This is a genomic window from Catellatospora sp. NPDC049111, assembly GCF_040648615.1.
In the GTDB taxonomy this organism is placed as follows: Bacteria; Actinomycetota; Actinomycetes; order Mycobacteriales; family Micromonosporaceae; genus Catellatospora; species Catellatospora aurea.
Genome location: NZ_JBEZEB010000010.1, coordinates 20096 through 41474, shown reverse-complemented (window position 1 = coordinate 41474; position 21379 = coordinate 20096). Strand labels below are relative to the sequence as shown.

Below are 21379 nucleotides of genomic sequence, written 5' to 3'. Positions count from 1 at the left end.
GGCCGCCGGTCAGCTCGGCGGGGAGACGCGCAGCCACCAGTCGCCGGTCATGTGCTCCGTCTCCACGGTGATGGTGACCGGCTCGTCGAGCTGGGGGTTCACTCCCAGTTCTGCCAGTTCCTCCGCGCTCAGCTGGGCGCCCCGGCTCATCGACGTGTAGTCCCACCAGGTCTGCGTGCGGATCAGGAGGCCGTTGATCTTGATGCGCATGATGCCGGGTGTCTGCGACCGGCCGGCCAGTTCCAGCGGTCCGCCGCGCCACGGCATCGTGACGGTGTGCGGACCGGCGGCATTGACCAGCACCGAGCGTCCGAGCTGGGCCGCATCGGGGCGGGACAGGGTCTTCAGCTCGTCCGGCCGGGCGGGCAGCGGGTACTCGTCGAACGGCACGGACTCGCCGAGCACGACCGCCATGACGCCGTCGTCCGGGACGGTGCCACCCGGCTCGGCGTACGCGCCGCCCGGCGGGGGGTCCTCCAGCCAGGTGGACGGCTCCTCGACGATCAAGGTGATGGTGGCCGGTGTGCCGATCGAGACTCCGCGGCTGCCCAGTGACGCGGCGGTGAGCCGGACGCTGGACCCGAACGTGATCACGCCATTGGTGCTGCAGCCGGTCCCGTAGACCTTGTCGCCGTTGATCAGGACGGAGACCTGCAGGTGCAGTGTTTCGTCGTCGTGCGCGCAGGCGATCCGGACCTCGCCGTCGAGTTTCGTGGGGGTCCACACGAACGTCGCCGGGGCCTTGCCGAAGCTCGACTGGCCTCTCAGGACGATGTGCTGGCCCTGGTCGTACTCCGGGAAGTCGGCCACGTCGTACGGCATCATCAGCGGGGCCACCAGGTATCCGGCGGCGGCGGAGGCGAGCGCCAGGAACGCGGCGGCGATCCGGTTGCGGCGGCGCTGCGTGATGCGTCCGCGCACGGCGGCCAGGCGCTCGTTGCCCGCGGGCACGTCGTCGTCGGCCGGCAGCGGCAGGGCACGCAGCCCCGGGTCCAGGCGCAGGCTGGCCAGCGCGCGGGAGGTGTGCGTCTTCACCGAGCCCGGGGAGATGCCCAGGGTCTGCGCGATGTCGGCTTCGCTGAGGTCCTCGAAGTAGCGCAGCACCAGCACGAGCTTCTGCTGCCGGGGCAGCTTCGACAGGGCCCGCCAGACCTCGTCGCGGTCGTCGACGGCCGTTTGCGGTGACGGTGCGGCGTGCTCTGGCAGCGTCTCGGTGGGGCGCTCGCCGTGCCAGCGGCGTCGCCACCAGGAGTTGTACGTGTTGGCGAGCACCCGCCGCACGTACGGTTCCGGGTCGCCGTGGATGCGCCGCCACGCCGACCAAGACCTGGTCAGCGCGGTCTGCAGCAGGTCCTCGGCCAGCGCGTGATCGCCGGTGAGCAGGTACGCGATACGCAGCAGGTGCCGCGATCGCATGGTGACGAACTCGTCGAACTCCGCCGTGCCGGCCATCCCCGTGCGCCTCCTGATCGTCCCGGTCGGCTACTCGTACCGGGTGGGCCGGCGCGCCGGTTGACACGATGGCGCAGTGACTCTGCCCGAGGTCAGCCTGCGGGCATCACCGCCAGCCACCAGTCCCCGGTCATGTGCTCGGGCTCGACGGTGATCGTCAGCTGGTCCGGGTACTGGGCGCTCAGCCCGCGCACCTTCGCGTCGTCCCCGGCGGGCGCGAACTCCGACTGCCACGTCTGTTGCTCGTAGTCCCACCAGGTCTTCACGTCGACGAGCACGCCGTTGATCCGCAGCCGGAGCACGCCCGGCGTCTGCGAGCGGGCCATGATGCGCACCCCGCCGCTGCGCCAGTCCAGCGTGGCGGTGCGCGGCCCGTCGGCGGCGAGCAGCACGCTGGTGCCGGTCGCGTAGGCAGGCCGCTCCAGCGGGGCCATCGCCGCCGGGCGCTCGGGCAGGTCGACCTGGTCGAATCCGACGGCTTCCCCGACGAGCAGCGCGAGCACACCGTCCTCGGGGGCCGGTGACGCCGGTTCCGGGACCGAGCCCGAGGTTCCCGGGTAGACGTACGACACGTCCAGGTCGAACCTGACGGTGACCGGCTTGCCCACCTCGACGCCCGCGGCGCGCAGGGTGTCGGCGGCCGGGGTGAGGCGGCTCTCGAAGGACAGCCCATCGGTCTCGCAGCCCACGGCGCCGAGTTCGCGGCCGCCGACCCATACCTTGATCTCCAGTGGCAGCTCGTATCCCGAGTGCGTGCACGCCGGGAAGAAAGCCAGATCGAGAGTGGACGGGGTGAAGGTCAGCTCGCCGGTTCCCTCGGGGAACCCGGCCTGCGCGCGTTCGGTGATGCGGTAACCCTGGTGGAAGTCGGGCACGCCGGCCAGCCCGTCCGTTTCCCCGCCGGGTGCGACGACGTACCCGGCAAGGCCGGCCAGGATCACGGCGAGCGCCGCCGCGGCCGAGGCCAGGCGGCCGCGGCGCTGCTGCACGATACGACGGCGTACGCCCGCCAGCCGCTCGTTGCCGGCCGGGGCGTCCTCGGTGATCGTGGGCAGGGCCTGCAGGTCGGGGTCGAGCCGCAGCCGGGCCAGGCCCTTGGCGGCGTAGCTCTTCACCGAGCCCGGGGAGATGTCGAGCGCCTTGGCGATCTCGGCCTCGGTGAGGTCCTCGAAGTAGCGCAGCACCAGCACGACCCGCTGCTGCCGGGACAGTCGGCCGAGCGCCCGCCACACCTCGTCGCGCTCGTCGACGGCCGCCTGCGGCGCGGGCATCGCCTGCTCGGGCAGCGACTCGGCGGGCCGCTCGCCGTTCCACCGGCGGCGCCACCAGGAGCGGTACGTGTTGAGCAGGACCTGCCGCACGTACGGTTCCGGGTCGCCGTGGATGCGCCGCCAGGCCGCCCACGACTTGACCAGCGCGGTCTGCAGCAGGTCCTCGGCCAGGGCGTGATCGCCGGTGAGCAGGTACGCGATGCGCAGCAGGTGCCGCGACCGCGCCATGACGAACTCGTCGAACTCCGCCGTGCCGGCCATGCTCCGCAAGCCTCCTGATCGCCGCCGTCAGCAACACGTACCGGTTGGACGGCGGCGTCGGTGGGGTGGTGTCGCGAGAAAACTTCGCCCGTAGGTTACGTGCCGGGCGGGGCCACGGTCAGCCACCAGTCGCCCGTCATGTGCTCGGGCTCCACGGTGATGACCACGGTCTGGCCGGTGACCAGCCCGAGCCTTCGCGCGTCGGCGCTGTCGGCGTCCAGGAGGCCCGCCCGGTTGCCCTGTTCGTAGTCCCACCACTCGAAGTTCTCGACCGGGATGCCGTTGACGGACACGAGCAGACTGCCGGGGGTCTGCGCGCGGGCCCGGAACGTCAGCGAGCCGCGCCACACCCCGGAGATGACCTGGGCCTCGGGGCCGTCGAGCCGGACCCGCCCCGGCGCCGTGTCGGGACCTTCCAGGGGGTCGAGTCTCGCCGGGCGCGGGGGCAGCGGGTACTGCTCGAACGGCACGCGCTCGGCGACCGCCACCGCCATCACCCCGTCGTCGGGGGCCCGCTGGTCGGACGGGGTCGCCGCACCCACGACGGTCAGCGTGATCCGGGCGGGCTGCCCGGCGCGCACGTTCCAGGCCGCCGCGGTCCTCGCGGTCATGGCGCGCGCGACGGCGAACTCCAGGCGGGTGCCGCAGGCGATCGTCGTGACATAGGCGTCGTTGACGCTCAGCTCCACTTCGGCCGGCAGCGTGCCGGTGGCGCAGTCCCCGAACAGGGTCAGGTCGGTGGTCCCGGGCGTCCACATCAGCTCCGCCGAGCGCTGCGCGAACGACGCCTGCATCCGGGCCACGATGCGGTGGCCCCGGTACAGCTCGGGCAGGTCCGCGACGTCGCCGCGGTCCAGGCCGGGCGCGAGGGCGTACCCGGAGATCGCGGCGACGACGATCAGGCAGGCCGCGGCCGCCGCGGATAGCCGGCTGCGGCGGCGCTGGGTGATCCGGCGGTGCACGGCGACCAGCCGCTCGTTGCCGGCGGGCGCGTCCTCGTCGGCCTGCGGCAGCGCGCGCAGCGTCGGGTCCAGTCGCAGGGTGGCCAGCCCTCGGGAGGCGTACGCCTTCACCGCGCCAGGCGAGATGTCCATGGTCCGCGCGATCTCCGCCTCGGTGAGGTCCTCGAAGTAGCGCAGCACCAGCACCACCCGCTGCTGGCGGGGCAGCCGGTCCAGCGCCCGCCACAGCTGGTCGCGCTCGTCGACGGCGCTGTGCGGCGATGGCCCGGCGTGCTCGGGCAGCGTTTCGGTGGGCCGCTCGCCGTGCCAGCGCCGCCGCCACCACGAGTTGTACGTGTTGACCAGCACGCGGCGCACGTACGGCTCCGGGTCGCCCTGGATGCGCCGCCACGCCGTCCACGACTTGGCCAGCGCGGTCTGCAGCAGGTCCTCGGCGAGGATGTGATCGCCCGAGAGCAGGTAGGCGATGCGCAGCAGGTGGCGCGAGCGCATCGTCACGAACTCGTCGAACGTCGCCGTGTCGGCCATGCTCCCGATGCCTCCCTGTCCGCGGTGTCGAGATCCTGTACGACCTGGGCCGCCGCCGGGGTTGCGCGCGGCCCGCGAGATTTCCGCGTTCGGGGTCAGCTCGGCTGCTGCGGGTAGATCGCCACGTACCAGTCGCCGGTCAGGCGTTCGGGTTCGACCGTGATGGTGAGCTGCGAGCCGGGCCGCGGCGCGAAGCGCAAGCCGCTGTCGTAACGCATCGCGGGGTCGAGCGAGATGCCCGTGCCGCCTACGAGTGTCATGAACGGTGTGCCGAAGTCCAGCGTGGACACCAGCACGCCGTCGACGAGGATGCGCAGACGGCCTGGTGCCTGCGTGTTCGCCCACACGGTGAGCGGGCCGGTCCAGGTGAGCGTGGCGGTGCGCGCGCCCCCGGACTCCAGCATGGCGACCGTGGCCGGGTCGACACCGCTGTGCAGGGTGCGGTCCAGCGGCGCGCTCGACGGGGTCGCGCCGGGCCACGGCAGCTCCGCGTATGCGGCGGGCTCGCCGACCGCCACCGCGACGGTGCCCTCGGGCAGTGGCTCGTCGCCGTGCTGGCCGAAGGTGAGGTCCAGCGTCACGGTCGCCGGGCGGCCCGCGACCAGGTCCAGGGCCACCGGGTCCAGCACGGTGAAGAAGCCGTCGAAGCCCATCCGCCCCTCGCCGTTGCAGAGGTCCAGGCCCATGCCCGCTGTTCGTCCGTTCACCCGGACACTGATGATCAGTGTGTTGAGCTCTCCCAGGTGGCGGCAGGAGAGGAACAACGCCTCCAGGCGGCCGCTGGGCGTCCAGGTGAGCGCGGGGTCGAGGCGCGGCGTGTAGTCGTGCTGGGCCGACGCGGTCAGGCGGTAGTAGTCGACGTCGTTGAACGCCGCCCGGCTCTGCGCGTACCGCGGCATCTCGATCGGGAACGCGGGTTCCGGCAGCGCCCGCGTGCGCAGGTGCGGCAGCAGCGCGTACGCGGCGATCAGCGCCAGCGCGATCAGGCAGGCCGTCGCCACACCGGCGATGCCGCGGCGGCGGCCCCGCGTGATGCGGGCGCGCACCGCGGACAGCCGCTCGTTGCCGGTCGGCGCGTCCTCGACGGGCTGCGGCAGCTCCCGCAGGCTCGGGTCCAGCCGCAGCTTGGCCAGCCCCTTGGACGCGTGGGTCTTCACCGAGCCCGCGGATATGCCCAGGGTCCGGGCGATCTCGGCCTCGCTGAGGTCCTCGAAGTAGCGCAGCACCAGCACGACCTTCTGCTGCCGGGGGAGCCTGGCCAGGGCGCGGCGCAGCTGGTCGCGGTCGTCGACGGCGGTGTGCGGCGAGGGAGTGGGGTGCTCGGGCAGCGTCTCGGTGGGGCGCTCGCCGTGCCAGCGGCGTCGCCACCAGGAGTTGTACGTGTTGGCGAGCACCCGCCGCACGTACGGCTCGGGGTCGCCGTGGATGCGCCGCCACGCCGCCCAGGACTTGGCCAGCGCGGTCTGCAGCAGGTCCTCGGCCAGCGCGTGATCGCCGGTGAGCAGGTACGCCACCCGCAGCAGGTGCCGCGACCGCGTCACCACGAACTCGTCGAACGTCGCCGTCTCGGCCATCCCCGTCGCCTCCTGATCGTCCCGGTCAGCAACAGGTACCGTCTGACCGGCGGGTCAGGTTGAACCGCTGGTCGAGCAGATCCCGGGATGGGTGAGGATAGCGGCGTGGAGATGTGGAACAACCCCTCGTGCTCGAAGTGCGCCGCCGCCCGGGAGGCGTTCGAGCTCAACCAGGTGCCGGTGACGCTGCGGCCGTACCTGGACGCCCCGCCGACCGTCGCCGAGCTCGCCGACGTGCTCGACCGGTTGGGCGCGCAGCCGTGGGACGTCTGCCGGCTGGGCGAGCCGGCCGCCGCCGAGCTGAGCCTGGCCGGCTGGAGCCGGGGCGAGGCCGACCGGCCGCGCTGGATCGCCGCGATGGTCGCGTATCCGCAGCTCATCCAACGCCCGATCCTGCTGCTCGACGACGGCACCGCGATCGTGGGGCGCACCCCCGAAGCCCTGGCACAGGCCCTGGCCACGCCGACCGCCGAGGTCCCGGCGCCGGCACCCGCCGACACTGCGGCACAGCCGGTCTCCACGCCGATCAGCGACTGACATGGCACAGGCGATCGTCCCGGCGGAGGCCGCCGGGACCGGGCCGACGCGTGCCCGGACCAGGGGTCTCGACCTGCTCGCGTTCGCGCTGCTCGGCACGGGGCTGCTCGCGGTGGCGACCGGGCTGGTGCCGCCCGCCGGCGCGCTGGCGACCGGCGGCCGCATCCTGCCCATCCTGATCTTCCTGGGCACCGTGATCGTGCTGGCGGAACTCGCCGCACGGGCCGAGCTGTTCGACGTGATCGCCACCCGGCTGACCGGCTGGGCCCGCGGTCGCAACGTTGCGCTGTTCGCGCTCTGCTTCGCCTTCGCCGCGGCGACCACCGCCCTGCTCAACCTCGACACGACAGCGGTGCTGCTCACCCCGGTGATGCTGGCGACCGCGGCGCGGGCCGGGGTGCCGCCGCTGCCGCCGGCGATGACGACGATCTGGCTGGCCAACGGGGCGAGCCTGCTGCTGCCGGTGTCGAACCTGACGAACCTGCTGGCCGCGGACCGGATCGGGCTTTCGGTGGGCGGGTTCGCCGGGGTGATGGTCCTGCCGCAGCTCGCCGTGCTCGGCGCGGTCGGCGCCTGCCTGTGGATCTTCTACTGGCGCGGCAACCCGGCCCGCTACACCCCGCCCGCGCCGGTGCGGGCGCGCGACCGGCGGCTGCTGCTGGCCGCGGCGGCCGCTTGCACGGCCTTCCTCGCGGGCGTGCTGTGGGGCGAGCGGCTGGAGCTGGTGTCGGCGGTATGCGCACTCGGCCTGGTCGTCGCGTACGCCCGCTGGGACCGGGCCGCGCTCGGCTGGAACCTGCTGCCGTGGCGGCTGCTCGTGCTGGTCACCGGCCTGTTCCTGACCGTCGAGGCGGTCGGCCGGCTCGGCCTGGCCGACCTGATGGCGGCCATGATCGGGGCGGATCCCGGCGCGCTGGGCGTGGTGCGGGCCGCGGTCACCAGCGGGCTGCTCGCCAACGCGGTCAACAACCTGCCCGCGTACGTGGCGGGCGAGGCCGTGGTCGCCGCCGGGCACCGCGACCAGCTGCTCGGCCTGCTGCTCGGGGCGAACGTCGCGCCACTGGTCACGGCGTGGGCGTCGCTGGCGACGCTGCTGTGGGCGCAGCGCTGCCAGGCCGCCGGGGTGCGCATCCGCTGGGGCAGGTTCGCGCTGACGGGGGCGGTCACCGGGGCCGCGGCGCTGGCCGCCGGGACCGCCACCCTGCTGCTGACCCGGTGACTCAGGCCAGCAGGCGGTTCAGCTCGCCATAGCTGACTGCCCCGGCGAGCGTGTCGTAGGTGCCCTTCGCCAGCAGCTCCTCGGTCGCCCGGCACATCACCGCGTACGCCGCCTCGGCCACCGACGAGCCCAGGCTCACCCGGGCGACGCCGAGTGCGGCCAGCTCGGCGACGGTGGGGGAGCCCGGCCCGGCCAGGATGTTCAGCGGCGCGTCCACCCCGGCGACCAGCTCGGCGATCACGGCGGAGTCGGCCGTGCCGGGCACGAAGACGCCGTCCGCGCCCGCGGCGACGTACGCCCGCGCCCGGGTGAGCGCGTCCGCGACGTCGCCGCCGCGCAGGAAGGTGTCGACCCGCGCGTTGATGAACAGTCCCGCGCCGGCGGCGTCGCGAGCGGCGGCGATCCGCCGGGCGGCCTCGTCCACCGGCAGCAGCGGGGCGGGGCCGACCCGGTCGCTGTCCTCCAGGTTGACCCCGGCCGCACCGGCCGCGACCACGAGCCGGATCGTCTCGGCGACCCCGGCCGCGTCATCGGCGAACCCGCCCTCGATGTCGGCGGTCACCGGCACGGACACCGCGCCGACGACCCGGGCCACCAGCGCGACCGCGCGGTCGCGGTCCAGCACGCCGCCGTCGGCCGCGCCCAGGCTCCAGGCAACCCCGGCGCTGGTCGTCGCGACCGCGGCCGAGCCCGCCTGCTCGGCGAGCCGGGCCGTGGCCACATCCCACGCGTTGGCGAGCAGGAGCGGGGCGCCGGGCTGGTGCAGGGCGCGGAAGGCGTCGTACTTGGTGATCGTCATGGGCACAGTCCACCACGGCCCCCCGACGGCGGCTGGCGGGAAAACGACATCAGCGCGCACCGCGATCGCGATGTCGTTTTCTCGCGAGTCACCTGGTCCGTGCCCTGGTTACGGTGGGGGCATGCACGAGGACTTCGAGAGCTGCGTCCGGGCGGTGCACTCCCGCGACGCCCGCTTCGACGGCTGGTTCTTCACCGCGGTGACCAGTACCCGCATCTACTGCCGCCCGAGTTGCCCGGTGCCGCCGCCGCAGGTGCGGCACATGACCTTCCTGCCCAGCGCGGCCGCCGCCCAGCAGGCCGGATTCCGGGCCTGCAAACGCTGCCGCCCGGACGCTAGCCCCGGCTCGCCGCAGTGGAACGCCCGCGCCGACCTGGTCGGCCGCGCCGTCCGGCTCATCGCCGACGGGGTCGTCGACCGGGAGGGCGTGCCCGGCCTGGCCGGCCGGCTCGGCTACAGCACCCGGCAGGTGCAGCGGCACGTGCAGGCCGAACTCGGCGCGGGGCCGCTCGCGGTGGCCCGCGCGCAGCGCGCCCAGGCGGCCCGCACCCTGATCGAGACCAGCGCCCTGCCGATGGGCGACATCGCGTTCGCGGCCGGTTTCGGCAGCATCCGCACCTTCAACGACACGGTTCGTGAGGTGTTCGGCCTGACCCCCGGCGAGCTGCGGGAACGGGTCAGCAACGGGGCGCGGGCACAGGTCGTGCCGGGCACCGTCACGGTCCGCCTTCCCTACCGGGCGCCGCTGGCCGCTGACCAGCTGTTCGCACAGCTCGCCGCGGACGTGCTGCCCGGCGTCGAGCAGTGGCGCGACCGCACCCTGCGGCGCACCCTGCGGCTGCCGCACGGCATCGGCATCGTCGAGCTGCGCCCGGCCGCCGGACACGTCGAATGCCGGCTGGCCCTGGCCGATGTGCGCGACCTCGGCAGCGCCGTCCATCGGTGCCGGTGGCTGCTCGACCTCGACGCCGACCCGGTCGCCGTGGACGCCGCGCTCGCCGCCGACCCGCTGCTCGCCCCGCTGGTCGCGGCCGTGCCGGGGCGGCGGGTGCCGCGCGCCGTGGACGGGGTCGAGCTGGCGGTGCGCGCGGTGCTGGGCCCGGCCGCGGCCGCGCGGCTGGCGATGGCGTACGGCGACCCGGTCACCGACCCCGACGGCGCGCTCACCCGGGTGTTCCCCGACCTGTCCGTCCTGGCCGGGGCCGACCCGGCGGTGCTCGACGTGGCGGCCCCGGTCGCGCAGGCGTTCGCCGCGCTCGTCGGCGCGGTGGCTTCGGGCAGGCTGGACCTCGGGGTCGGCGCGGACTGGGCGCAGGCCCGGCAGCGGCTGCGGGACCTGCCCGGACTGGACGAGTCCACCGTGGAGCACATCGCCATGCGCGCGCTCGGCGACCCCGACGCCTGGCCCGGCTACGGGCGGCACGGCGAGCCCGCCGAGCGGTGGCGGCCCTGGCGGGCGTACGCCTTCGGACACCTCGCCTGGTGACGGTTCGGCACCTTGCCGGGTGGCAGGGCTCGCGTTACGGTGCGCCGATGAGAGCAACGTCGATCAGCCGCGGCACCGCCGGGATGCTCAGCGCCGCACTGCTGGCCCTGGTGCTGGCCTACCTCTACGGGGCCGTCGCCTACCTCGTCACCGACGCGGCCTACTTCCCCGAGCAGTCCCCGCCCGGCTGGTCCTGGCCGGCGGTCCTGGTGACCATGTTCGGGTTCGTGCCCGCCGCGGTCATCCTGCTGTTCGCGTGGCGCGCGTGGCGGTCACCGCAGGTCCAGGCCGACGTGTTCAGCCGCCGGCTGCTCGCCGTCGCCGGGGTGGCGGCCGCCCTGATGCTGCTCGTGATGGCCACCCCGCCCGGCTGGGAGCTGTTCGACTGGTACGTCAGCTGACCGGCTGCTGCTCCGGCTCCGAGCGGCGCACCGTGCGCTGCTCGGCCCACTGCGACGTCTCAGCGGCGACCAGGCTCTCCACGTTCTCGACGAGCAGGGTGTCCGCGCGCTCGCCGTCGTAGGGGACCGCGCCCGCGCTCCACACCACGGCCTCGCGCTGCATCGCGACCAGCGTGGCGCTGGCCCGCACCCAGCTCTCGCCAGGCCGGATCAGCTGCCGCAGCCCCGCCAGCACGGCGACCGCCGCGCCGAGCACCGCGGTGACCGCGGTCGACGCGCCGAGCGCGGCCGCGGCGGGGATGCTCGCGGCGACCACGACGGTCACGCCCTCCAGGGTGTAGTTCGTGATCCGCTGGCGGGTCACCTGCTTTGCGTACCACAGCAGCCGCTCCTGCACGCTCATCGGCAGCTGCGCGCCACCGGGTGAGGTGAGCCGCTGCCACCAGATGCTCTGCGCCGTGCCGTCCGCCATCGCGTCCTCCCGAAAGTCCCGATGATGGTGGCACGCAACGGGTTCCGGGACCAGACGCGATGGAACTTCCTGACACACCCGACGGTCACAGGGGCGGCCCGACCGACTGCACCTCGGCGAACCAGTCCCCGGCCAGACGGTCCGGCACGACGGTGATGGTGACCTTGGCGCCGCGGGCTATGCCGGGGTCCGGTTCACCGTATGCCGGGTGGTACAGGCCCGCGTCGTCCTGTTCGTAGTCCCAGAAGTCCAGCGTGCCCACCACCCTGCCGTCGACGTGGATGTGCAGCCGTCCCGGTGTCTGGGCGCGCGCGTCGACCGCGAGCGGCCCGAGCCAGACCAGCTCGACGCTCTCGGCGCCGGGCCGCAGCAGCACGGTGTTGGTCCGCTGCTCGTAGAGCGGCTCCAGGGCGGGCAGTTCGGCCGGCGGGGCGGGTAGCGGGTAGCCGTCGAAGGGCACGGGCTGACCGATGCCGACCACGAGCGTGCCCGACTGCGGCATCGGCGCAGTCCGGCAGTCCATTTCGACCATCTGTCCGCGCCTGGTCTGCCGATTGAGGCAGACGCCGCTGACCCGTGCCTCGACGACCGCCGCCCAGCCGGCCTCGGCCCTCAGGTCGAACCAGTCCACCCGCAGATCCACCCGCCGGGCGTCGTCACACGTGGCGGTGCGGTACTGCTCGCCGTTCACGATCACCGAGACCTGCACCGAGGAGCTCGGCAGGTCGTGGAAGCACTCGACGAAGATGTCCAGGTCCTGGCCGGACTCCGGAGCCCAGGTCACGGTCACACCCCCGTCCCGGGTCAACCCGCCCGCCGTCGCGGCGAGCACCCGGCGGCCGTCGAGGAAACGCGGCCCGGGCTGCTGCGAGGTCGCCGGGTCGGGCAGGGAGTGGCGGCGCAGGTGCGGCGCGACGGCGTACCCGGCGATGGCGGCCAGGACCACGACACACGCCGCAGCGACCACCGCGATCCGGTTGCGGCGGCGCTGCGCGATCCGGCCGTGCACGGCGGCCAGCCGCTCGTTGCCGGCCGGGGCGTCCTCGGCCTCGGGGTGCGGCAGTTCCCGCAGGCTGGGGTCCAGGCGCAGCCGGGCCAGGCCCTTGGCCGCATGGCTCTTCACCGCGCCGGGGGAGATGTGCAGGAGCTGCGCGATGTCGGCCTCGCTGAGATCCTCGAAGTAGCGCAGCACCAGCACCGTGCGCTGCTGGCGGGACAGCCGCGACAGCGCCCGCCACACCTGGTCGCGCTCGTCGACGGCCGCCTGCGGGGTGGCCACGGCGCGCTCGGGCAGCAGGTCGGTGGGGCGCTCGCCGTTCCAGCGCCGCCGCCACCAGGAGTTGTACGTGTTCAGCAGCACCTGCCGCACGTACGGCTCCGGGTTGCCGTCCAGCCTCCGCCACGCCGACCACGAGCGGGCCAGCGCGGTCTGCAGCAGGTCCTCGGCCAGCCCGTGGTCTCCGGTGAGCAGGTGCGCGACGCGCAGCAGGTGCCGCGATCGCGCCGTCACGAACTCGTCGAACTCCGCCGTCTCGGCCATCCCCGCTCCCGTCGCCGTCGTCAGGAACCTCTACCGGGTGGACCGGGGAACCGGTTGCCCCTGTCGCCGATCAGCCGGAACCGGGAGCACGACGACGCCCCGGGTCGCTGTCCCGGGGCGTCGTTTCCGATACGGGTGGGGCGTGGTGTTACTTCGGGGTCTCTTCGAGGTCGAGGCAGATGCTGTTGATGCAGTAGCGGGCGTCCTTGGCGGTGAAGCCCTCACCGTCGAACCGGTGCCCCAGGTGCGAGTCGCAATTGGCGCAGCGCACCTCGACCCGCACCATGCCCAGCGACCGGTCCTCGATGTAGCGGATGGTCCCCGGAATGGCCTCGTCGAACGACGGCCATCCGCAGTGGCTGTCGAACTTGGTCACACTGTCGAACAGTGCGACGCCACACGCCCGGCAGCGGTAGGTCCCCGGGGTCTTGGTCTCCACGTACTTGCCGCTCCACGGGGCCTCGGTGCCCGCCTGGCGAAGCACCCGGAACTCCTCGGGGTTGAGGCGCACGCGCCACTCGTCCTCGCTCAACCGGCTCACGTTCTGCTCCATGCCTCGACCGTACGCGGTAGCGTCGGGCCATGCCCAAGGCCCCAGCGCTCGAGTACGAGGTCGGTAACCGTTCCGTAAGACTCAGCAGCCCGGACAAGATCTATTTCCCGGACCGCGGCTTCACGAAGCAGGACGTCTTCGAGTACTACCTCGCCGTGTCCGAGCCCATGCTGCGGTACATGCGCGACCGGCCCACCATGCTGCAGCGCTTCCCGGACGGGCTCGACGGGGAGATGTTCTTCCAGAAGCGGGTGCCGACCCGGGGTGTCCCGGACTGGATCACCACCGCGGAGATCAAGTTCCCGAGTGGGCGCAAGGCCGACGAGTTGTGCCCGAAGGAGCCCGCCGCCCTGCTCTGGGCCGCGCAGATGGGCACCATCGTGTACCACCCCTGGCCGGTCCGCGCGCCCGCCACCGAGAACCCCGACGAGCTGCGCATCGACCTCGACCCGCAGCCCGGCACCGACTTCGCCGACGCGGTGAAGGTCGCCGGGCTGGCCCGTACGGTGCTCGACGACGCGGGCCTGGTCGGCCACCCGAAGACCTCCGGTGGGCGGGGTATCCACATCTACGTGCGGATCAAGCCGGACTGGTCGTTCGTCGAGGCGCGCCGGGCGGCGATCGCGTTCGCCCGCGAGCTGGAGCGGCGCGACCCGAAGCTGATCACCACGGCGTGGTGGAAGGAGGAGCGTGGCGAGCAGGTCTTCATCGACTACAACCAGATGGCCCGCGACCGCACCATCGCCGCGCCGTACTCGCTGCGCGCCAACCCCCGGGCGACCGTCAGCACCCCGGTCACCTGGGACGAGCTGACCCAGGTCGAGCCGAACGACTTCGACCTGCGCACCGTGCCGGCCCGGCTGGCCGAGGTCGGCGACCTCTACGCGGGCATGGACGACGTGCGGCACGATCTCGGCACGCTGCTGGAGTGGTGGGACCGCGACGAGCGCGACCGCAAGCTCGGCGAGATGCCGTACCCGCCGGATTATCCGAAGATGCCGGGCGAGCCGATGCGGGTGCAGCCCAGCCGGGCCAAGGACCCCGTCGACCAGGCCGACGGCTGACCGGCCGCGAGCCGCCGCGGCCCGGCCCGGCCCGGCCCGGCCATGATCGCTCGACTTGCCAGGCACATGGGCGAAAGCGTGTTCAAGATACGCACAGGTGCCGGGCAAGTCCGACGATCATGAGCGCGGTGCGGCCTCAGGCGGGCAGGCCGAGTTCGGCCGCGCGTTTTCCGGCCTGGAACCGCGAGTCGGCCTCCAGCTTGATCATCAGGTCGGCCACCCGGCGGCGGTACGTGCGCAGCGAGACGCCGAGCCGCCGGGCCGCCGACTCGTCGGTCGCGCCCGAAGCGAGCGCCTGGAGGATCATGCGGCCGTCGGCGTCGAGGTGCGGGATGTCGTCGCGCAGGTAGGCGTCCAGCTCGACGGCGCTGTCCCAGACGGCCCGGAACAGCGAGTGGACGCCGTCGACCAGGGTCCGCGCGGTCGTCACCGTGTACTCGCGGCCCGCGGGGGTCGCCCGGCCGGCCAGGATCATCACCCGCTGGTCGATGACGATGGTCTCGTGCGGCAGCGGCGAGCCGCTGATCCGGACGTGGGTGCCGTGGCGCTGCACCTCACGCAGGTGCGCCCGCGCCTGCTCGTCGGCGAGCGCCACCGGGCTGAGCAGCTTGCGGCAGGTGAAACCGGTCGACGCCGCGGCGTGCACGCGGTCGCGGATCGCGCACATGGCCTCCGGCTGCGACCAGGTCCGCAGGTCCCGGGCCGCGCACACGAACTCGGTCCGGGCGGACTCGAACAGGTGGCCGGCTCGCGCGATCAGCTCCGCGTCCCCCTGGACCGAGACCACCTGTTCGCTGCGCATCCTGCCAGTGTGGCAGCAAGTGGCCAGGACCCTGCCGAGGGCCGGGGCGTCGGCCACCATGGCCGTCATGACGATCAAGAACTTCTCCCTCGGCGGTGACCTGCCCGTCAGGCGGCTCGGCTTCGGTGCGATGCGCCTGGCGATGGGCACCTTCGACGGTCCGCCACGTCCCGCCGAGACCGGCATCGCGGTGCTCCGGCGAGCCGTCGAGCTGGGTGTGAACCACATCGACACGGCCGGGTTCTACGGCCGAGGCGAGGTGCGGGCGAACGACCTGATCCGCACCGCGCTGAGCCCTTACCGGGACGACCTGGTGATCGCGACGAAGGTCGGGCCGCTGCCGGGGCCGACCGGCGCGCCGAGCGAGCAGGCGACTCCCGATCAGCTGCGCGGCCTCGTCGAGGCGGATCTGCGTACGCTCGGGCTGGACCGGCTCGACCTGGTCTACCTGCGGGTCGGCGGGATGGCTGGGCCGGGCGGGGAGTCGATCGCCGAGCGGTTCGCGGTGCTGGCCGAGCTTCGCGCGCAGGGCCTGATCCGGCACCTGGGGGTGAGCAACGTCGACGGCGCACAGCTCGCCGAGGCTCGGGCGATCGCGCCCGTCGCGGCGGTGCAGAACCGGCACAGCGGTGACGACGGCCTGCTGGCAGAGTGCGAGCAGGCGGGTATCGCGTACGTGCCCTACTTCCCGCTCGGTGGCGGCGCCCGCCCCCTCGACGCGGACCGGCTGGACGTCGTCGCTTCCCGCCTGGGCGCGACATCGGCACAGGTCGCGATCGCCGCGCTGCTGACGGCCTCACCGTCGGTGCTGGCGATCCCGGGCACCGGTTCCCTCGATCACCTGGCGGAGAACCTCGCGGCGGACCGCCTCGACCTCACCGACCAGGACCTTGCCGACCTGCGGGGCTGACCGGCTGCGTCCGTGGACAGCCCTTCGTCGTCATCGCGGAGAACAGCCGTGCACACGCCGAGGCCCCGCCATCGATGACTCGTGGCGGGGCCCCTGTCGTGCTCTACGGATTCACTGCGGCGGGCACACCGTGCCCGGCGGCGGCACCACCAGGTTGATCAGGAAGTCGTTGACGTGCTTGTTGATGCAGCGCGTCTCCGGGTAGGCGGTGTGGCCCTCGCCGTCCCAGGTGAGCACGACGCCCACCCCGAGCATGTCGGCGAGCTTCTGGGTCTGCTCGTACGGCGTCGCCGGGTCGCCCTTGGTGCCCACCACCAGGATCGGCGGCGCCCCTTCGGCCTTGCCGGTCGGGTACGGCTCGCGCTTGGCGGGCCAGACCGAGCAGGTCATCATGCCCACCGCCAGCGGCGCGCCGAACAGTGGGTACTTCTGCCGCCACTCCGACTGCAGCCGCCGGATCTCCTCCACGCTCGCCGGTTTGGCGTCGTCGGCGCAGTTGACCGCGGCGTTCGCGTCGAACAGGTTGGTGTACTCGCCGTTGGCGTCGCGGTCGGCGTACGAGTCGGCCAGCGCGAAGATCGCCTCGGATTTGCCGTCCTGCAGGTCGGCCAGGGCCTGGCCCAGGTCGGGCCAGCGGGCCTGGGTGTACAGCGACGACACCACGCCCCAGAAGATCCAGCCGGCGGTGGCCTTGCGGCCGTCGGGATTGCCGACCGGGTTGGTGTCGGCCTCCTGCATGAGTTTCTCCACGACCGCGCGGGCGTCGCCGTCGATCGGGCACTGGTTCTTGTTCTTCGCGCACCAGGCGGCGAAGTTGTCGAACGCGCGCTCGAAGCCCATCGCCTGGCTCTCCGAGGACTGGATCGACGTCTGCAGCGGGTCGACCGCGCCGTCGAGCACCATGGCCCTGATGTTCTTCGGGAACAGCTGCGCGTACACCGCGCCGAGCAGGGTGCCGTAGGAGTAGCCGAGGTAGTTCATCTTGCCCTCGCCCAGCGACAGGCGGATCGCCTCCATGTCCCGGGCCGCCTGCACGGTGGCGAACAGCCCGAGCCGGTCGCCGTACTTGGCCTTGCAGCCGTCGGCCATCTTCTTGGTCAGCGCGAGCGCCTCGTCGAACTCCTCCTGCGTCACCGGATCGGGCTCGCTGGCGAAGGTGGCGTCCAGGTCGGCGTCGGTGTAGCAGTCGACCGGGGTGGACCGGCCGACGCCGCGCGGGTCGAAACCGACGATGTCGAAGCGCCGGGTGATCTCCGCGGGCAGGCCCAGGGTCAGGTACGCCGCGAGGTCGACGCCGGACGCGCCGGGGCCGCCGGGGTTGACCATCAGCGCGCCGATGCGGTCGCGCTGGTCGGTGGCCCGCGCCCGCATGACCTCGATGTCGAAGGTCTGGCCGTCGTCGGGCTTGTTCCAGTCCTGCGGCACCTTCACCGTCTTGCATTCGAAGGTGTACCCGGACGGGGCCTTGCCCAGCAGGTCCGCGGCGATCTCCGGACACAGCCGCCAGCCCGGTTCGGGGCTGACGGCGGCGGCCTCCGGGCGGCTGCCGAAGTCGGGCAGCGGCAGTATGCAGCCGCTGGTCGTCAGTGCCGATGTCAGCAGCGCGACGGCGGTGCCCGCCACCCTCTTATTGAGCCTGAGTCGCACGAGCGTGTTCACTCCCCCCGGAACGGATCCGCCCGAGCCTACGGGGTACGCAGTACCTCGTCGACGTTGAGGCTGATAGGACGGTCGAGTTGGTCATAGGTGCAGGACCGGGGGTCGCGGTCCGGCCGCCAGCGCTTGAACTGGGCGGTGTGCCGGAAGCGGTCGCCCTCCATCGCGTCGTAGCCGACCTCGACCACGAGTTCGGGGCGTAGCGGTTCGAAGCCAAGATCCTTCCCCCCACTCCATCGGCTGGGCGCACCCGGCACGCGCTGACCCTCCGTCGCCGTCCCCCACGTGTGCTCGCCGGGGTTGCGGTAGGGAGCCAGTTCGTCCAGCAGCTCGGCCCGGCGTGCCGCGGTGAACGCCGAACTCGCGCCGACGTGGTGCAGGACGCCGTGCTCGTCGTACAGGCCGAGCAGCAGTGATCCGACCACCGGCCCGGAGGTGTGGTACCGGAAGCCGGCCACCACCACGTCCGCGGTACGCGAATGCTTGATCTTGAACATGAGCCGCTTGCCGGGGGAGTAGGGCATGTCGGCGGGCTTGGCGATGAGCCCGTCCAGCCCCGCGCCTTCGAACTCGGTGAACCACGTGCGGGCGGTGTCCGCGTCGGTGGTGACCGGGGTCAGGTGCACGGGCGGCTCGACGTGGGCAAGGGCCTGTGCGAGCAGGGCGCGGCGCTGGGCGTACGGCTGGTCCATCAGCGACCGGTCGTCCAGCGCCAGCAGGTCGAACGCGATGACGTCGGCGGGGGTCTCCACGGACAGCTTGTTCACCCGGGAGGCCGCCGGGTGGATGCGCTGGTTGAGCATGTCGAAGTCGAGGCGGGGGATGCGGTCGGCGTCGCGGCGGATGCAGACCAGCTCGCAGTCGATCACCGAGCGGGCCGGGAATTGCTTCAGCGCCAGATTCACGACCTCGGGAAAGTATCGCGTCAGCGTCTTACCGCCCCGGCTGGCCAGCTCGACCTCGTCACCGTCACGGAAGACAATGCAGCGATACCCGTCCCATTTGGGCTCGAACGTCATACCCGGCTCATCGGGAATCTTCGACACCGGCTTGGCCAGCATCGGCTCCACAGGGGGGTTAACCGGCAAATCCATACCCCCAGTCAACCAGCAAACCGCCCACCCCGCGCCGAACCTCCTGGTTGATCATGAATCTATGGCAGGGCTCGGCGGCGTGTCGTGTCCACAACTTCATGATCACGCAACGCGCGGGCGTTCAGTCAGTCCGCCCGTCCGGCGTGGCCGGGTTGAGGCTCGCCTGCTCCTGCTCGAACCGGAACTCGCGGATGAAGCAGTCCCGGGGCTGGCCCACCGCGAACAGCACACAGTCCGCGACCGAGCGCGCGGTGAGCAGCGCGTCCGCGGTGCGCGGCCCGTCCTGCACGAAGTCCGGCGGATACAGCGAGATCACCCGGATGCCCTCGGGGCGCAGCCGGTACGACAGAATGTCGGCCAGCCCGGCCTGCGCGTGTTTCGCGGCGTAGAAGGCGGGATGGGCGGTCGAGCGGCGGTGGCCGGGCTCGCCGCAGCCGGAGACCAGGTTGACGATGTCGGGTCGGGACGAGGCACGCAGCAGCGGCAGTAGGTGCTTGACGAGCAGGGTGGTGCCGGTCGCCGCGCCGCCGATCACCGACTCGATGGCGTCGTCAGGGGCGTCTTCCAGGTCAGGGCCTTTCGCGTACGCCGCAGCGTTGTTGACGAGCACGTCGAGGTGCCCGGTCCGGGCGGCGAGGGAGGCGGCGAACCCGCGTACCGCATCGGGGTCGGCGAGGTCGCATCCGTATGCCTCGGCGCTGCCGGGCCCCTCGCCGTTGATCAGGTCGACGGTCGCCTCGGCGGCGATTTCGTCCCGTGCGGACACGTACACGTGTGCGCCCCGCGCCGCGAACTCGCGGGCGAGCAGCCGCCCGGTGTCCCGCCCCGCGCCCGTGACCGCCACCCGCAGCCCTTCGAAGGTCATCATGCCGAAATCTCACCACCTCCACCGCGCTTGAGGTCAACCGCGCACCCCCCGGTCGGTGATCACGGCGGCAGGGTAGGGACACGCCGTCGAACACGTCCCTAAGTTCATGATCAACGCGACGGAGGTGGGTGAGGGCTGCAACAAACCTGCACATCAGAAGGGTTGCGGGGAGGGAAAGCGCTTTCCTATGCTCGCGGGACGAACGTCGAGTTGCATCGATGTTTCGATCTCTTGACGTCCCGATCTCGCGGAAGGAAGGCGCATGAAGGTACGTTCCCGGCTCGCCACCGCCGCGGTGGCTGCCACGGTGGCGGCGGCGTTGCTGTACGCGGGCACCGCCAACGCGGCCACCCTGTTCAACGACGACTTCAACGACGGCGACTCCGCCGGCTGGACCACGTCCGGCGGGACCTGGTCCGTCGTCGCCGACGGCACGCCCGTGCTGCGGCAGGCGGGCACGAGTTCCGACGCCCGCGCCCGAGCCGGTTCGACGGCCTGGGCGAACTACACGGTCACGGCGCGCGTGAAGCTGACCGCGGTCAACGGCGCGAACCGGTTCGCCGCGCTGCTGGCCCGTGCCCAGTCCAACACCAGCTACTACTACCTGGCGCTGCGCACCAACCACACCGTCGAGCTGAAGAAGCTGGTCGGCGGCTCGTCGACGACCCTGGCGAGCGCCGCGGTCACCGTCACCACCGGGTCCTGGTACACGCTGAGCCTCACGGTCAGCGGGACCAGCCTGCAGGGCAGCGTGAACGGCGGGGCGTCGGTGTCCGCGACGGACGCGCAGTTCGCCACCGGACAGATCGGCGTGGCCACCTACAACGCGGCCGCGAACTTCGACGACGTGCTCGTCGCCGACGCGGGCGGGCCGTCGCCGAGCCCGAGCGCTTCCGGCAGCCCGAGCGCGAGCCCGCGGCCCAGTAGCAGCCCCAGTGCGAGCCCGAGTCCGAGCGCCAGTCCCAGCCCGAGCGGGCCGCCGCCGAACCCGCCGGGGCCGGGGCAGCCGGACGGGTTCGCCACCGTCGCCGGATACGGCCAGGCCACCACCACGGGCGGGGCCGGCGGCCCGACCGTCACCGTGGACACGACCGAGGAGTTCCTCGACTACATCGCACGCACCGGGCCGTACACGATCCAGGTGTCCGGCACGATCACGCTGCCGACCGGCACCACCGACGGCATGCACAACGTGACCTCGGACAAGACGATCGTCGGCCTCGGCTCGACCGCGCGCCTGGTCGGCGGCGGGCTGAACATCGGCCTGCCGATCAGCGACGCGGTGACCTCCCCGCCCGCGAACGCCGTGCACAACGTCATCATCCGGAACCTGTCGATCAGCGGCGCGTCCGACGACCTGATCAACGTCCAGATGTTCTCGCACCACATCTGGATCGACCACAACGACCTGTCCGACGGCGGCGACGGCGCGCTCGACATCAAGCGCGGCTCCGACCTGCTCACGGTGTCCTGGAACAGGTTCCACGACCACGACAAGACGACCCTGGTCGGCCACGACGACGCCAACGGCGCGCAGGACACCGGCCGGCTGCGGGTCACCTACCACCACAACTTCTTCGACCGCTCCGACCAGCGCAACCCGCGCGTGCGCTTCTCGCCGCTGGTGCACGTCTACAACAACTACTACTTCGACAACAGCTACGGCATCGCGTCGACCAACGAGTCCGGCCTGTTCGTGGAAGGCAACTACTTCTACAGCGTCAACAACCCGGGCCGGGTCGAGTTCAGCGGGCCGCTGGGCCGCATGGTCGAGCGCAACAACATCCTCGTCGAGTGCAACCACCCCATCGAGGTGCGCGGCACCGTCACCGACCCGGCGACCTTCTACCCGTACACCGTGGACGATCCGGCGACCGTGCCGGCGATCGTCCCGGCGGGTGCGGGCGTCGGAAAGATCTGAGGGGGTACG

At 72.4% G+C, this 21379-nt stretch carries 19 protein-coding genes; 7 read left to right on the top strand and 12 right to left on the bottom strand.

What is annotated here, in order from left to right:
- Window positions 1-9 precede the first annotated feature (9 nt).
- From AB0B66_RS16755 to AB0B66_RS16740, 4 genes are all read right to left on the bottom strand, one after another.
- Window positions 10-1452 carry a SigE family RNA polymerase sigma factor gene (locus tag AB0B66_RS16755; RefSeq protein WP_360529746.1) on the bottom strand — a complete coding sequence of 481 codons (1443 nt, stop codon included), beginning with the start codon at window positions 1450-1452 and terminating at the stop codon, window positions 10-12.
- 92 nt (window positions 1453-1544) lie between these two features.
- Window positions 1545-2984 (bottom strand): SigE family RNA polymerase sigma factor, encoded by a 1440-nt coding sequence (locus tag AB0B66_RS16750; protein ID WP_360529743.1) that lies wholly within the window; start codon window positions 2982-2984, stop codon window positions 1545-1547.
- 95 nt (window positions 2985-3079) lie between these two features.
- A complete protein-coding gene (locus AB0B66_RS16745; RefSeq protein WP_360529740.1) occupies window positions 3080-4474 on the bottom strand; it encodes a SigE family RNA polymerase sigma factor in 1395 nt (464 codons plus the stop codon).
- A 95-nt stretch (window positions 4475-4569) separates the two neighbouring features.
- Window positions 4570-6048, bottom strand: a complete 1479-nt coding sequence (locus AB0B66_RS16740; protein ID WP_360529737.1) for a SigE family RNA polymerase sigma factor — start codon at window positions 6046-6048, stop codon at window positions 4570-4572.
- An 87-nt stretch (window positions 6049-6135) separates the two neighbouring features.
- Between AB0B66_RS16740 and AB0B66_RS16735 the strand changes: the two genes are divergently transcribed.
- Both AB0B66_RS16735 and AB0B66_RS16730 read left to right on the top strand, forming a co-directional pair.
- Complete coding sequence (locus AB0B66_RS16735) at window positions 6136-6585, top strand: ArsC/Spx/MgsR family protein (protein ID WP_360529734.1); 450 nt, start codon at window positions 6136-6138, stop codon at window positions 6583-6585.
- 1 nt (window position 6586) lies between these two features.
- Window positions 6587-7804, top strand: coding sequence for an SLC13 family permease (locus AB0B66_RS16730; protein ID WP_360529731.1), 1218 nt, complete (start codon window positions 6587-6589; stop codon window positions 7802-7804).
- Between the two features lies 1 nt (window position 7805).
- On the opposite strand, the gene AB0B66_RS16725 is transcribed toward AB0B66_RS16730, so the two are convergent.
- Window positions 7806-8603: an isocitrate lyase/phosphoenolpyruvate mutase family protein gene (locus AB0B66_RS16725; protein WP_360529728.1), complete on the bottom strand. Its 798-nt coding sequence runs from the start codon at window positions 8601-8603 to the stop codon at window positions 7806-7808.
- Between the two features lie 121 nt (window positions 8604-8724).
- Here AB0B66_RS16725 and AB0B66_RS16720 point away from each other — a divergent pair, with 121 nt between their 5' ends.
- Both AB0B66_RS16720 and AB0B66_RS16715 read left to right on the top strand, forming a co-directional pair.
- The gene (locus AB0B66_RS16720; protein WP_360529725.1) at window positions 8725-10089 is read left to right on the top strand and encodes an AlkA N-terminal domain-containing protein; all 1365 of its coding nucleotides are present in this window, start codon (window positions 8725-8727) and stop codon (window positions 10087-10089) included.
- Window positions 10090-10136: 47 nt separating this feature from the next.
- Window positions 10137-10490, top strand: coding sequence for a hypothetical protein (locus tag AB0B66_RS16715; protein ID WP_360529722.1), 354 nt, complete (start codon window positions 10137-10139; stop codon window positions 10488-10490).
- On the opposite strand, the gene AB0B66_RS16710 is transcribed toward AB0B66_RS16715, so the two are convergent.
- From AB0B66_RS16710 to msrB, 3 genes are all read right to left on the bottom strand, one after another.
- Window positions 10483-10962 (bottom strand): DUF4231 domain-containing protein, encoded by a 480-nt coding sequence (locus tag AB0B66_RS16710; RefSeq protein WP_360529719.1) that lies wholly within the window; start codon window positions 10960-10962, stop codon window positions 10483-10485. The two genes, AB0B66_RS16715 and AB0B66_RS16710, sit on opposite strands and share 8 nt — an antisense overlap.
- Before the next feature lie 85 nt (window positions 10963-11047).
- On the bottom strand, window positions 11048-12502 hold the full coding sequence (locus tag AB0B66_RS16705; protein ID WP_360529716.1) for a SigE family RNA polymerase sigma factor: 1455 nt from the start codon (window positions 12500-12502) through the stop codon (window positions 11048-11050).
- Between the two features lie 148 nt (window positions 12503-12650).
- Entirely contained in the window at window positions 12651-13055 is a 405-nt protein-coding gene (gene msrB / locus AB0B66_RS16700) for a peptide-methionine (R)-S-oxide reductase MsrB (RefSeq protein WP_360529713.1), read from the bottom strand.
- 29 nt (window positions 13056-13084) lie between these two features.
- Between msrB and ligD the strand changes: the two genes are divergently transcribed.
- Entirely contained in the window at window positions 13085-14119 is a 1035-nt protein-coding gene (gene ligD, locus AB0B66_RS16695) for a non-homologous end-joining DNA ligase (RefSeq protein WP_360529710.1), read from the top strand.
- A 136-nt stretch (window positions 14120-14255) separates the two neighbouring features.
- On the opposite strand, the gene AB0B66_RS16690 is transcribed toward ligD, so the two are convergent.
- Complete coding sequence (locus AB0B66_RS16690; RefSeq protein WP_360529707.1) at window positions 14256-14921, bottom strand: hypothetical protein; 666 nt, start codon at window positions 14919-14921, stop codon at window positions 14256-14258.
- Window positions 14922-14988: 67 nt separating this feature from the next.
- On the opposite strand from AB0B66_RS16690, the gene AB0B66_RS16685 reads away from it, so the two are divergent.
- Window positions 14989-15831 carry an oxidoreductase gene (locus AB0B66_RS16685; RefSeq protein ID WP_360529704.1) on the top strand — a complete coding sequence of 281 codons (843 nt, stop codon included), beginning with the start codon at window positions 14989-14991 and terminating at the stop codon, window positions 15829-15831.
- Window positions 15832-15942: 111 nt separating this feature from the next.
- Here the strand turns inward: AB0B66_RS16685 and AB0B66_RS16680 are convergent, their stop codons facing one another.
- The 3 genes from AB0B66_RS16680 to AB0B66_RS16670 all read right to left on the bottom strand — a co-directional run bounded on the left by AB0B66_RS16680 (window position 15943) and on the right by AB0B66_RS16670 (window position 19446).
- Complete coding sequence (locus AB0B66_RS16680) at window positions 15943-17454, bottom strand: alpha/beta hydrolase (RefSeq protein WP_360529701.1); 1512 nt, start codon at window positions 17452-17454, stop codon at window positions 15943-15945.
- Between the two features lie 62 nt (window positions 17455-17516).
- The gene (locus AB0B66_RS16675) at window positions 17517-18581 is read right to left on the bottom strand and encodes an ATP-dependent DNA ligase (RefSeq protein ID WP_360529698.1); all 1065 of its coding nucleotides are present in this window, start codon (window positions 18579-18581) and stop codon (window positions 17517-17519) included.
- A 121-nt stretch (window positions 18582-18702) separates the two neighbouring features.
- A complete protein-coding gene (locus tag AB0B66_RS16670) occupies window positions 18703-19446 on the bottom strand; it encodes an SDR family oxidoreductase (RefSeq protein ID WP_360530194.1) in 744 nt (247 codons plus the stop codon).
- A gap of 265 nt (window positions 19447-19711) precedes the next feature.
- On the opposite strand from AB0B66_RS16670, the gene AB0B66_RS16665 reads away from it, so the two are divergent.
- Window positions 19712-21370, top strand: coding sequence for a family 16 glycoside hydrolase (locus AB0B66_RS16665; protein WP_360529695.1), 1659 nt, complete (start codon window positions 19712-19714; stop codon window positions 21368-21370).
- Window positions 21371-21379 lie beyond the last annotated feature (9 nt).

Coding starts and splice junctions, on each gene's coding strand:
- AB0B66_RS16755 (WP_360529746.1), bottom strand. CDS start 1,452: ATGGCCGGCACGGCGGAGTTCGACGAGTTCGTCACCATGCGATCGCGG.
- AB0B66_RS16750 (WP_360529743.1), bottom strand. CDS start 2,984: ATGGCCGGCACGGCGGAGTTCGACGAGTTCGTCATGGCGCGGTCGCGG.
- AB0B66_RS16745 (WP_360529740.1), bottom strand. CDS start 4,474: ATGGCCGACACGGCGACGTTCGACGAGTTCGTGACGATGCGCTCGCGC.
- AB0B66_RS16740 (WP_360529737.1), bottom strand. CDS start 6,048: ATGGCCGAGACGGCGACGTTCGACGAGTTCGTGGTGACGCGGTCGCGG.
- AB0B66_RS16735 (WP_360529734.1), top strand. CDS start 6,136: ATGGGTGAGGATAGCGGCGTGGAGATGTGGAACAACCCCTCGTGCTCG.
- AB0B66_RS16730 (WP_360529731.1), top strand. CDS start 6,587: ATGGCACAGGCGATCGTCCCGGCGGAGGCCGCCGGGACCGGGCCGACG.
- AB0B66_RS16725 (WP_360529728.1), bottom strand. CDS start 8,603: ATGACGATCACCAAGTACGACGCCTTCCGCGCCCTGCACCAGCCCGGC.
- AB0B66_RS16720 (WP_360529725.1), top strand. CDS start 8,725: ATGCACGAGGACTTCGAGAGCTGCGTCCGGGCGGTGCACTCCCGCGAC.
- AB0B66_RS16715 (WP_360529722.1), top strand. CDS start 10,137: ATGAGAGCAACGTCGATCAGCCGCGGCACCGCCGGGATGCTCAGCGCC.
- AB0B66_RS16710 (WP_360529719.1), bottom strand. CDS start 10,962: ATGGCGGACGGCACGGCGCAGAGCATCTGGTGGCAGCGGCTCACCTCA.
- AB0B66_RS16705 (WP_360529716.1), bottom strand. CDS start 12,502: ATGGCCGAGACGGCGGAGTTCGACGAGTTCGTGACGGCGCGATCGCGG.
- msrB (WP_360529713.1), bottom strand. CDS start 13,055: ATGGAGCAGAACGTGAGCCGGTTGAGCGAGGACGAGTGGCGCGTGCGC.
- ligD (WP_360529710.1), top strand. CDS start 13,085: ATGCCCAAGGCCCCAGCGCTCGAGTACGAGGTCGGTAACCGTTCCGTA.
- AB0B66_RS16690 (WP_360529707.1), bottom strand. CDS start 14,921: ATGCGCAGCGAACAGGTGGTCTCGGTCCAGGGGGACGCGGAGCTGATC.
- AB0B66_RS16685 (WP_360529704.1), top strand. CDS start 14,989: ATGACGATCAAGAACTTCTCCCTCGGCGGTGACCTGCCCGTCAGGCGG.
- AB0B66_RS16675 (WP_360529698.1), bottom strand. CDS start 18,581: ATGGATTTGCCGGTTAACCCCCCTGTGGAGCCGATGCTGGCCAAGCCG.
- AB0B66_RS16670 (WP_360530194.1), bottom strand. CDS start 19,446: ATGACCTTCGAAGGGCTGCGGGTGGCGGTCACGGGCGCGGGGCGGGAC.
- AB0B66_RS16665 (WP_360529695.1), top strand. CDS start 19,712: ATGAAGGTACGTTCCCGGCTCGCCACCGCCGCGGTGGCTGCCACGGTG.